Consider the following 11,469-nt stretch of genomic DNA (forward strand, 5'->3'; position numbering starts at 1 on the left):
GCACATGCGGATTTTAGTGATCGAAGACGATGCCATTTTATCTCATCATTTAGACGTGCAACTCACTGAGCTTGGCAATCAGGTACAGGTTGCCGCTACCGCCAAAGAGGGCTTCTTTCAGGCAACGAACTATCCGATTGATATCGCAATAATCGATTTAGGGTTACCAGATCAAGACGGGATCAGCCTTATTAAGTCATTACGAGAAGCCAAAGTGACAGCCCCAATGTTGATTTTAACGGCAAGAATCAACTGGCAAGATAAAGTAGAAGGCTTAAATGCAGGCGCGGATGACTATTTAGTAAAACCGTTTCAAAAAGAAGAGTTGATTGCCAGACTAGATGCCTTGGTAAGGCGAAGCGCGGGGTTTGTTAAACCCATGATCAGCTGTGGCACCTTATCTGTTGACTTAGCCAGCAAACAGGTAAACCTGAATGAAGCACATTTGGACATTACAGCCTTCGAATACAACATATTGGAATACTTAATGCGCCACTGTAATGAAGTCGTGGCTAAACAACGCTTATTAGATGTCGTATACGGTGACAAAGAGGGCGACCCCAACACGATTGAAGTGATGATCAGTCGGTTACGCAAAAAGCTCGCCAATGGTGGCATTGAAGATGCCATTATGACCATTCGCGGCCAAGGGTATAAATTTAACTTACCATGCAATTAATATACAAACCGAAAAAACGTTTATTAACAAGAATGTTTGTAACGTCTTTGAGCATCATCGCTCTAGTGGGCTTTGGCTTTGCTTGGCTGGTTACAGTATTACATGCCCAAAATCGTTACGCCCAAATTACCGCTGAATATATTGCAGAGCTACCGGTTATTGCGGCTGAGTTTCGTGAAAACAACTTAATCCCCATCACTCAAGCCGAAGATAATGACAACATAGAAACCAGTTACATTATGGCGACCTGTAATGATCATTTTACCAGCCTATGGCGCTCACAACTGGCAAAAGATTTACAGCTTACGGATATTTGCGAAAAATATTTAGACATCAAAGATGATTATCAAGCCTACTATCTTGATTTTGATGGATTACCCTCATATCTGGTGTTTAAACTCAGCACGGTTATTGATGGTAAAGCATTCCATTTATTAATCCTAAAAGATGCAGCAAACATCATTGCTGAATTAAAAAAGTTCAATCGCTTAACCTATTTTCGTTTAGCCATTGTCCTTGGTGCCGCCATCTTTTTGTTAATCAGTGCCGCTTACTGGGGAATGCTACCGCTAAAGCAATTAAAGCAAGAGTTATTGAAGCTAAAGCAAGGCAAGCAACAAAGTTTGTCCGATGATTACCCGGTTGAGTTGCAAGAAATCACTCAGGCATTAAACCAATTAATTATTCAAAGTCAGCAGCGCCAAAGTCGTTATCAAGATGCCATGAATGATCTTGCCCACAGCTTAAAAACCCGCTTGGCGGCAAGTATCGCATTGATTGATGATTCATCGCTGACACAGCAAGACAAGGACCAGCAAATACAGCAGCAAATCCAAGACATGGACCACCTTGTTAAGTATCAACTAAAACGCGCCATGATGGGTAGACAGGGATTATTAAAAGAACACACTGACATTAAACCGATTCTTGATCAGCTTATTCAAATGTTATCTAAGCTGTATCAAAGTAAAAATATCAACTTCATATTACATTGCCCTAATGATTTAGCGTTTCCGGTCAGTAAGGGCGATTTAATGGAACTGTGTGGCAATTTGATTGAAAATGCCGCCAAGTTTTGCATCAGTACCATTGAAATCACGGCACAACAACAAACCAATGGATTACTGAAGTTACAGGTAGACGATGATGGTCCGGGTGTTGATGAAACCTACCGTCAAAAAGTGACTCAAAGGGGGGGACGCGCTGATACGCAGTACGCAGGGCAAGGTATCGGTTTAGCCGTGTGTGTGGAACTCGTCAGCAGCTATGGTGGCTCATTCGAAATTAAAACCAGCCATCTGCAAGGAGCAGCTTTTATTATTGAGCTGCCTTACACGAGTTAATGGTTTTTGCCTTACTGACTCGGTGAAATCGAAGCATACAATTGCTCGGCTCGATTAAACATAATCCAAGATGTCGCAATAAACTTATCGCCACTAATAGGCACATTACCACGATGGCTATGGGTAAAGCCGGCTGGCGCTATCACCATAGTGCCCTTCTTAGGGCTTATTTTACGTTGCTGATAATAAAATTCCGTTTCTCCGCCCTCTTCCACATCATTTAAATAAAACATATACAGTACAACGCGGTGTAATGCTTCATTGTGACCTTGCTGAGGAAATTGTTCCGAATGCCAATGTGGATAGCCACCTTTACCCTGCTGATAATGTTGCACATTAATTGTGCCGCTGCGAAATAAATAACGCACAATAGCATTAACTTTATCTGCGCCCAATGTATCGAAATTGTCAGGTTGCAACGCTACTGCATGGCCATGTTCATCCTTCACCGACACAGAAACCGCCCCCATTAAGGCTAAGGCATACTTTTTAAAATATTCCACACTGTTCGCAAGTGTCAATTGCAGCAATTCATTCCTTAGATCGGCTAAATCAGGGTGGGGATCTAACATTAAATCTCGGCTTAACTTTTTTGAGACATCAACACCATTGCCCGTAATGCCCTGGATCACACTTGGATGATTTTTTACCGCCTCAATCAATTTATCGCATAGCTCATCGCTAATTGCATTGGGATATACTTCAATAAAGTCCATATTTCACTGCTTAATTTATAAAGTTAATGTTAATATGCTGCATGTAAGTGATCAATTTGTAAAGTCAGACAAAGTTTTATACTACGCTGAAGTGAAACCCTTTTTTTGAATGCATTTGACCTGAGCCTAATCACCCATCTTTATGAAAAAAAATGTAAAAATTGCCGTCTCAGAACTGAAAGTAGGAGTTTATGTCAGCCTGCCAGTCTCCTGGAAAGATCACCCTTTTCTGTTTAGCAAGTTCAAAATTACCTCACAAACGCAAATTGAATTAATCAAATCCTTAGGCGTAAAAGAAGTACTGTACGACCCACAACGAAGTGAGATTACGCCAACAACGACTGAGAACCAAAACGCTACAGCCCCTGTTGATACGGCATCCTTAGAGGGGATCCGACAAGAAATGCTTGATTACAAATCCGAGCGAATTGAAAAACAACAACAACTGAAGCGCAACATTAAGAAAACCGAAAAACAATTTGAACGCTCTATTTCAATGATGCGGTCAATGGTCAGTAAAGTGTCTAGTCGTCCACTCAATGCCATTAATGATGCCAAAGACTTGATCAGTAACCTAACGAACATGTTACTAGATGAAGATAATCTTGCTCTGCACTTAATGAGTGATGCCAAAGCATCTGATGTTATTCATCACCACTCTTTAAATGTGTCGATGATGTGCATGTTAATGGCTAAAGAATTAAATTGGACCCGAGAAGAAATTGAATTAATCGGCATTGGTTGCTTATTTCATGACATCGGTAAACTTAAAATTCCATCGAGTATTTTGAATAAAGTGGTGCCATTGTCCACACCAGAAGAAAATCTGGTTAAACAGCATCCTTTAATGAGCCTGAATTTTTTAAAATTAGCCGATACTTTCCCTGAGGAAGCGAAACCTATGATCGCCAACCACCACGAGTTTCTCGATGGAAGTGGCACGCCTCAAGGATTAAAAGCCGAACAATTGGATAAGTTCTCTCAACTACTGGCCGTAGTGAATGAATATGACAACCTATGTAATGGCAGTTTGCTTGTTAAAGCGAAAACACCTAGCGTGGCGCTTGGGTTACTGTATAAAAACTATCAAAAGAAACTCAATTTAGAATATGTACAAAAGCTGATCAAGTTATTAGGGATCTACCCGCCAGGCAGTGTCGTTGAATTATCTAATGGTCATTTTGGGATGGTAATGTCAGTCAATCTTAACAATATTCTCTACCCTGCCATCATCGCTTATGACCCAATTGTCCCCGTTGCGCAAGCACCGATTGTTGAATTAGAAAAGGAAGGCATGAGCATTGTTCGCAGCTTGCCCGCAGCTGCACTGCCTGAAAAAATACACAAATATTTAAGTCCACGCGACAATATCAGCTATGCCTTTGGCAAAGGTTAACCAACAAAAAACGGACACTGATGAGTGTCCGTTTTTTGTTTAATCTGTCGCTGAACGTTAACGCTAAAGCATGAGAATCAACCTACAGCCATCCCTTTTGGCGGAAGAATAAATACGTTCCCGCCGCACTGGCAAACATTAATCCTACCGCGAGTGGGTAGCCATATTGCCAAGCAAGTTCAGGCATAAACGCGAAGTTCATCCCGTAGCTACTTGCAATTAATGTTGGCGGTAAAAACACCACGGCAGATACCGAGAAAATTTTAATAATCTTGTTCTGTTGCAGGCCACTGAAACCCATTGCCGCATCCAATAAGAACTTTAACTTATCGAAAATAAACTGGCTATGGGGCATAAGTGATTCAATGTCTGACAACATTTCACGAATGTCTTTTAAGTTTTCATCTGACAAATGTTTGCGATAATAACGCTGTAAATGCCTTAACGAGCGCTGGGTATCCAATAAACTTAGGCGAATTTTACCGTTTGAATCTTCCTGCAAAGTAATTTGTTTAAACACAGCATCAAGCTCTTCGTCGCTAAATACCTGTTCGCTTAAATTATCCAGCACTGTGTAAACATCTTCAATTAAGTCAGATAAATAATCTACCTTAAGGGTAAACAGTTCAAGTAATAACCCTTCCGGCGTTTCGGTTTCAAGACGGCCTAAACGCATATAGTTACGTAGCAAGCGGATGAGGCCTATGTCTTCTTCACGCATGGTCAATAAAAAATGCTCACGCAAGTTAAACGACACGTTGACTGCCCGGACATCCGAACCCGCTCGTTGAGGAAATAACGAGTTGATATGTAAGCCATCTTCGTTTTGAAAAAAACGCGCAGAGGCTTCGATTTCTTTAATATCTTCTTCGTCGGGCACTTCCTCAGCTGAAAATCGACGTAACCAATTACGCTCCTCATCATTGGGCTTAAATAAGTCTAGCCACAGAGTATTATCTGGTAAAATGTCTTGAACTGACAGCTCAGTGATAATGAGTTTACGGTCTTGATATGCGTAAGCGGTGATCATAGAAGTTCCCCATATACATGCGGTGCACACAAATGTTTAACACAAAGGTGTGAGTATAAACTGGCGCTAGTTTACTAATTTTAAATTCAATGAAAAGCAAAAAGCGTGAAATAAATCGATTTATACCTAAATTTTACCTCAAAGCAGTATTTTTCCACTTTATCGGTGATAAAAAAGCACCTTTAGTCGGTGCTTAATTTAAAATAGATGTTTTTTTGTTCACGGCTTTAGTCACTGTACAAATACTAAAGTCTTATTCACCTTTTAAACGACGATCTAATTGGTCTTTAAGGTTAGCCGGTACACCCTTGATTAAAATGGTGTCAGAGATAGGGTCGTAAATCACTCGTTCACCTAAATGGCCACCATCAAAACTGAGTGTGACTCCGCCCCCTGTGCCTGAAAACTTCTTCAAACTTCTAAGGCTGGCTTTATCAGCAGGAAACTCATCATCTAATTCATAATTACCACCACAGGCAAAATCATAAAATGACTCCATGCCTTGGTCTGCTAGTGTGTCACCTAAATCTTTTACTTCAATATCGGCGCCAACTTCAGCACGTTCAGCGCAATATTCAAATACTCTGTCCCGGCATTGCTGCCTTTCATCTTTGGTTAATTCGCTACCCGCAACAAAATCCTCAACGGCATGAATCAGGGTTTTATTTTGCGCTTTGGTGTTAACCCCTTCAACACAGCCCATAAAGTCTAAAAAGAAGTCTGCAACTTTACGCCCTGCTCTACCACGAATAAACGAAATGTATTTTTTTGAAGCTTTATCCGCTTGTAACTCAGTTAAATCAATACGTGCCGCTAGCTGAATATTATTCAAATCAAGGTGATTATTTTGCGATAACTCCATATCATCCAATACAGTCATCGATGATTTCGCACTTAACAAAGCCACAAATAAGTAATCACTTGCCATCGCAGAATAACAAGACATCAATAAAAAACCGCCTTGTGAAAAATCATATTTAGCTAATTCGGCTTGCAATAATTGACTCGCGACAACAGTAAAATCAACAAAACCTGATCTACCATCACGATATGCCTGTAACGCATTAGCAAAAGCATCGTTAGCGTCACCATCTTCATTCGGTACGCCAAAATAGCCAAAACCTTTACCCGCTTTGCCTGAGTAGGTTTGATGTAACTCTTCAAGCATCGCCTCCACGGCCTGACTATTCAGTAAGGGTTGTGGACGTAATCTGCAGGCCATTTGCCCCTGACTGTCGAGTGAAATTTCATGAATAATGGCTTGTTCGATACTAATCGTCATAAATCCGCTAACCTTCAGTGACCAAGATATTGTTAAGGAAGTGGGCTATGATATAACGATTTTAGCCACGACGGTACAGAAAACATGAGGCGAGCTTGATTGAAATCCGTTATCATAGGCATTAATTGATAACTCATTCACTCTAGTAAAAATTATGGCCATTCAATCAAAATACAGTAACACTCAAGTAGAAGCCCTAATCACCGAAATGTTAGAGCTGCTTAACAAGCATCAAGCCCCTACCGATCTCAGTTTAATGGTGTTAGGCAATTGCGTAACGCACTTATTAGAAAAAAAAGTACCAGCAGAGTCGCGCAAAATGGTGGCAGAACAATTTGCTAAAGCGTTAACTCAATCAGTTAAGTAGTTAATTGATTGTGAATTTAGTTTGCCTTATTCCACTGTTGATAATTTAGGGATGATTTAACGCATGATCGAGCGCAGAAAACAGATGACGCGAGACAAAGTCTCGCGCCTGATTAATTGGGGGCACTGGTTTGCCTTCTTTAATGGTTTACTTGCCATGATTATCGGCTCCCGTTACATCAGTAGCGTAGGTCAACCTGAATCGCTAATTAGCTGGGGGTACCTTGCCCTCAGCACAATTGGCCACTTCACCTTTTTAGCATTTATTGTTTATGTGCTGTTTGTTTTCCCAATCAGCCTGCTTTTGCCCTATTCAAAAATTTTGCGCGGTTATGCGGCATTCATCGCCTCTATGGGGTTGTATATTTTATTATACGACACCATCATTTACGACGATTACGGTATCCACCTAAGCCCATTTGCATTTGACCTTGCATGGCAAGATTTAAACGCGTTATTGCACAGTACGTCCTATATTATTACCCCTCTTGCGATTATCGCTATTGAACTCACAGCGGCCAACTTTATCTGGAAGCGAATTGATAAAATTCAAAAGAAACAATGGGGCAATAAAGTGGTACTGTTTGTCGGCATGTGTTTTGTAAGCAGCCACTTGGTACACATTTGGGCCGATGCAGCAAACGTTACAGACATAACCCGTTATGATGATGCCTATCCGGTTTCTTACCCTGCCACCGCAAGAAGCTTTATGGAAAACCATGGTGTAGAAAGCCAGGTTATCATTAATGAAACCGAGCCTCACACAACATCAAACTTACACTACCCAATGGTGCCATTGCAGTGTAAAGGAGAAAAAACCCAGCCGAATATTCTTGTAATGACCATTGATAGTTTGCGTGCCGACATGGTTGATGACGTCACTATGCCGTTTTTGAGCCGTTATGCCGATGAGTCACTGACATTTACGCAGCATCACAGTGGCGGCCCCCAATTTAACAGCAGTATGTTTACGTTAATGTATGGTCTACAAGGTAACTATAATGATAAAAGAGATTTTGATGTCATCGCCCCAGTCATGAATCAAGAACTCACCCGTCAGGGTTACCAATTAGGGTTATTTACCGGACGCACAACCACTGAATTAGCCTCTATGGGAGCCATGTTTGCTGGCTTTACCGCTATTATTAGTGAAAGCGACGACGGCACAGCAACAAGCGATATTCAAAGTATGACGGCATTTAACCAATGGCAACAAACTCAAACCACGCCTTGGTTTAGTGTTGTTAATTTAAGTGCTCCACAGGATTACGATACACCAGTGGGTTTTTTAGGTATTGAAACCGTTAAATCGCCAGTGCCCCTAAAACCTGCGCAAAAAGTGTTGTTTAATCAGTATCGCCAATCGTTAAAATTTATTGATAACCAACTCAGTGAGCTTTTACCGACCCTACCTGAAAATACCATAGTATTAATAACGGGTACTCACGGACAAGTGTTCACCAGTGATATTGAAGATGCTCGACGTGACTTGTCACCAAGTAATGTCAAAGTACCGCTAATCATTCATTGGTCAAAAATGCCTAAAGGCAAAATCAACTACCGTACAAGTCACTACGGTATCGCCCCTACCATTTTAAGCAAAATATTAGGCTGTACTACTCCCAGTGAAGAATACAGTGCAGGCCGAAGTCTTCTAGAGCCCAACAGTGAATCTTGGATATACATAGGTAACAGCCGTGAGTTTGCCATTTACCAAGAAAACGAGATCACAGTGCTGAGTCGTTACGGCAAATATCGCATCTACGATCTCGATTTTAATAAGCGTTTAAATAAAAAAATGAGCGCACCAGAACTGATTCAAGTGATGCGTGAAGGCAGAAGGTTGTACCAAAACTAATGGCTTTCAAAGGCGGTTTAGGTTGTGATTTATCATCAATCACTCATCAGTTGCATAGATAATAATCAGTCAATAATTGCTGATTAACGAAGTACTTGCGTCTAGCTCTGGCAATTGCTAAAGTGCTGTCTCGCTAAGTTACCCCATTAATTTGAAACTTCGCGAGTAACACAATCGGTATGTAGCGCAGCCCGGTAGCGCACTGTCATGGGGTGTCAGGGGTCGGAGGTTCGAATCCTCTCATACCGACCAAATTAAAGAAGCCAGCTAATAAGCTGGCTTTTTGCTTTTCTGACATGACAGAACGGGGCAAGCCCCTGTTACGCAAGGTAAAAAACACCTTGCTTGGCTAGCGGGCTGCGCTACATATCACCGAAACAAAGCTAATCACTGATTCAAAATTACTGCTTCACCACTGTCACTTTGCATGAACCAAAAGGAACAGTGTTTTGAACGTACAATTATTAACCCATTCTGCACCACATTTACATAGCTCAATTTCACAGGCTATCGACTATTACATTCGTAATGTCGCTCAATATCAAAAAGCTTATGTAAACTCTGAGCAATACCGCTTTAAACGTTTAAAAAAAGAACTAGGGCAATATCGTATGATTGACTTAAACCCTGAAATTATCAGAAGCTTCATAGACAAGCGATTAGCAAAGGTTAAGCCTGCATCAGCCAAACGTGATGTTTGTGCATTACAACGCTGCTGGAACTGGTATAGACGTGATTTAAGTATGCGATTTGATGATCACTTTAAACACATTCGCCTACCCACAGATAACACTGTACGAGAGTTTATTCCTACAGACAGTCAACTAAATCAGATGATTATGTTGCTACCACCTAACGTTAAACCTGTCATCGAATTGCTAGCTGAAACAGCATGTAGACGAAGTGAGGTACTTAAGCTCACTGTACAAGATGTCAACCTTTCCCAAAGAACAATTTACTTACGCAATACAAAAAATGGTCGAGACAGAGTTGTACCACTGAGTAAAAAGGCTTGTGCCATCCTCAGCGAGGCTATAAACAGTGGTAAACACAAGTTATTTGATGCGGCACCTGATTATGTCACTCGCCAATTTAGGGTGGCTGCAGACGCTGTAGGGTGCCCTCATTGCGTTGTTCATAGCTTAAGGCACTACAAGCTAAGTAAACTTATTTCACAAGGCATAGACCACGTCATAGTAGCTAAAATATCAGGTCATCAAGATGTTAGAATGTTGCAGCGATATGTGAAACTTGATGTTAGCGGATTAGCGCATTTAATGGATTAGATACCAAAAATGAGGTTAGTTGATCTAAATTCAGCTAACCTTCGCCACGTAAACTTATTATGAGGGCTTGGCGTTGAACTGCACAACAAATAATAAAAAAGTAATTCATCTAATCAATGGCCGTTGTGGTGGCAACAAGACAGGTTATATCGTATCTCAAATTCAAGCTAGACTAGCTGAAAACCCTCAGCAATGTATTATCTATTCAGCTCCCACCAAAAAAGTGCTGAACGAGGTTTATAGTAATCGCTTAACTGAACTCGATGAAACACAAAAGTTAATGATTGTTTCTGAAGATGTAGAAACTGTTCAATGGACACCGACAGTCAAAGAACGGGCTATGGCAGAGTTAAAGCAAAATTATTGCGGTTGTCTAATGATCACTCACATGACTCTGTTTAATATCGTACCTGAATTACTTCAAGATAAATTAGTTATCATTGATGAGTCACCTGAGCAAACAGTCAAGTTTTCACACAAAGATTTTGATACAGATAATCCACCAGCAGAACTTAGTAAACTCATCGAGTTAACCCAAGCCATTTCATCCAAGGCTAGCAACTCTGAAATATTAATCCCAAACGACAAAGAAGCCGAGAAAGCTCTATTCAATCAAGGTAAACAGTTTATTGGTAAAGCTATGGACATACAGAGGTCAGGATGGATCGACAGCAATAACCAGCACTACAATAATATAGCAAGCCTATACTTGGCAGCGGCTTCTAAACATGGTTTTGTTTATCATTCACGTGTTGCAACTGACAATGGTACTAAATCTGTTTATCGCTCTATTGAACTCGGTGATATGCTTGGAGTGGTTTCTAACGCTTCAGCTGTATGGATTGCAAGTGCTGATTTTGAACATGGCTTGCTGTGTTTTCTTCTTCAGCAGTATCATCAAATCTCAATTGAGAAGATAGAAGGCACAGGTATACCAATTGTTCACGAAAAGGAAAATGTGACCATTTTATCATTGTTGGGTGATGATAAATTATGGTCTAAAACGTTTTCAGATGCTGATAGAAATAAACTAGACGGTTTTAATTTTGATCACTTAGAAAACTACACATACCAAAAATCTGTATTTGAAGAACTATATGATTTCGGTGTTCACTGCATATTAGATGAGATTTATACGAATGAATCAGACGAACATGAAAAAGCTCTTATGTTCCTCAACGTTGCTAAACAAAATTCATACGGACATGAAGATTTCATTCAAGTTTCAACTCAAAGCCATGGTCAAAATAGTTACCAAATGCACAATCATGCAATATGGATGGCGAGCCTAGTTCCTAACCCTGATCAATTCTACGTGCTGCGTTGGTTTTGTGAAGATCATAATATTGACCCGCAAGAAGCCCAAGATAGATTTCGGCACACCAGACAATACGCGCCACTGTACCAGGGCCTAGCAAGAACATCTTTACGGGTAGAAAGGTAAGCGGTCAATTAACCGGTGAAGCTTATTCTGCTTTACCTAGATCAACATTCCACGGCAGTAAATCAGACA

The 11,469-nt window shown here is 40.7% G+C and carries 10 protein-coding genes and 1 tRNA gene; 8 read left to right on the forward strand and 3 right to left on the reverse strand.

Annotated features, from left to right (window positions below; translation table 11 throughout):
• Positions 1-4 precede the first annotated feature (4 nt).
• Together OHT75_RS08110 and OHT75_RS08115 are read left to right on the forward strand one after the other, a co-directional pair.
• On the forward strand, positions 5-679 hold the full coding sequence (locus OHT75_RS08110) for a response regulator (protein WP_264725982.1): 675 nt from the start codon (positions 5-7) through the stop codon (positions 677-679).
• Positions 670-2,022 (forward strand): ATP-binding protein, encoded by a 1,353-nt coding sequence (locus OHT75_RS08115; RefSeq protein WP_264725983.1) that lies wholly within the window; start codon positions 670-672, stop codon positions 2,020-2,022. The genes OHT75_RS08110 and OHT75_RS08115 overlap by 10 nt, the downstream gene beginning before the upstream one ends.
• 11 nt (positions 2,023-2,033) lie before the next feature.
• On the opposite strand, the gene OHT75_RS08120 is transcribed toward OHT75_RS08115, so the two are convergent.
• Complete coding sequence (locus OHT75_RS08120; RefSeq protein WP_264725984.1) at positions 2,034-2,738, reverse strand: 2OG-Fe(II) oxygenase family protein; 705 nt, start codon at positions 2,736-2,738, stop codon at positions 2,034-2,036.
• 142 nt (positions 2,739-2,880) lie between these two features.
• Here OHT75_RS08120 and OHT75_RS08125 point away from each other — a divergent pair, with 142 nt between their 5' ends.
• Positions 2,881-4,134 (forward strand): HD-GYP domain-containing protein, encoded by a 1,254-nt coding sequence (locus tag OHT75_RS08125; protein ID WP_264725985.1) that lies wholly within the window; start codon positions 2,881-2,883, stop codon positions 4,132-4,134.
• A gap of 82 nt (positions 4,135-4,216) precedes the next feature.
• Here OHT75_RS08125 and corA read toward each other — a convergent pair whose 3' ends face one another.
• Positions 4,217-5,164 carry a magnesium/cobalt transporter CorA gene (gene corA / locus OHT75_RS08130; protein WP_264725986.1) on the reverse strand — a complete coding sequence of 316 codons (948 nt, stop codon included), beginning with the start codon at positions 5,162-5,164 and terminating at the stop codon, positions 4,217-4,219.
• 253 nt (positions 5,165-5,417) lie between these two features.
• A complete protein-coding gene (gene yejK / locus OHT75_RS08135) occupies positions 5,418-6,446 on the reverse strand; it encodes a nucleoid-associated protein YejK (protein ID WP_264725987.1) in 1,029 nt (342 codons plus the stop codon).
• Between the two features lie 154 nt (positions 6,447-6,600).
• Here yejK and OHT75_RS08140 point away from each other — a divergent pair, with 154 nt between their 5' ends.
• The 5 genes from OHT75_RS08140 (at position 6,601) to OHT75_RS08160 (ending at position 11,400) form a co-directional block, all read left to right on the forward strand.
• A complete protein-coding gene (locus tag OHT75_RS08140) occupies positions 6,601-6,813 on the forward strand; it encodes a YejL family protein (RefSeq protein ID WP_264725988.1) in 213 nt (70 codons plus the stop codon).
• Positions 6,814-6,876: 63 nt separating this feature from the next.
• Positions 6,877-8,670, forward strand: a complete 1,794-nt coding sequence (locus OHT75_RS08145; protein WP_264725989.1) for a DUF3413 domain-containing protein — start codon at positions 6,877-6,879, stop codon at positions 8,668-8,670.
• 175 nt (positions 8,671-8,845) lie between these two features.
• Positions 8,846-8,922 (forward strand) — tRNA-Pro (locus OHT75_RS08150).
• Between the two features lie 197 nt (positions 8,923-9,119).
• Entirely contained in the window at positions 9,120-9,956 is an 837-nt protein-coding gene (locus OHT75_RS08155) for a site-specific integrase (RefSeq protein ID WP_264725990.1), read from the forward strand.
• 73 nt (positions 9,957-10,029) lie between these two features.
• Positions 10,030-11,400 carry a hypothetical protein gene (locus OHT75_RS08160; protein ID WP_264725991.1) on the forward strand — a complete coding sequence of 457 codons (1,371 nt, stop codon included), beginning with the start codon at positions 10,030-10,032 and terminating at the stop codon, positions 11,398-11,400.
• The last annotated feature ends 69 nt before the right edge of the window (positions 11,401-11,469 follow it).

This window comes from Shewanella subflava (genome assembly GCF_025971955.1).
GTDB classification, from domain to species: Bacteria; Pseudomonadota; Gammaproteobacteria; order Enterobacterales; family Shewanellaceae; genus Shewanella; species Shewanella subflava.

Coding starts and splice junctions, on each gene's coding strand:
- corA (WP_264725986.1), bottom strand. CDS start 5,164: ATGATCACCGCTTACGCATATCAAGACCGTAAACTCATTATCACTGAG.
- OHT75_RS08125 (WP_264725985.1), top strand. CDS start 2,881: ATGAAAAAAAATGTAAAAATTGCCGTCTCAGAACTGAAAGTAGGAGTT.
- OHT75_RS08140 (WP_264725988.1), top strand. CDS start 6,601: ATGGCCATTCAATCAAAATACAGTAACACTCAAGTAGAAGCCCTAATC.
- yejK (WP_264725987.1), bottom strand. CDS start 6,446: ATGACGATTAGTATCGAACAAGCCATTATTCATGAAATTTCACTCGAC.
- OHT75_RS08110 (WP_264725982.1), top strand. CDS start 5: ATGCGGATTTTAGTGATCGAAGACGATGCCATTTTATCTCATCATTTA.
- OHT75_RS08120 (WP_264725984.1), bottom strand. CDS start 2,738: ATGGACTTTATTGAAGTATATCCCAATGCAATTAGCGATGAGCTATGC.
- OHT75_RS08145 (WP_264725989.1), top strand. CDS start 6,877: ATGATCGAGCGCAGAAAACAGATGACGCGAGACAAAGTCTCGCGCCTG.
- OHT75_RS08115 (WP_264725983.1), top strand. CDS start 670: ATGCAATTAATATACAAACCGAAAAAACGTTTATTAACAAGAATGTTT.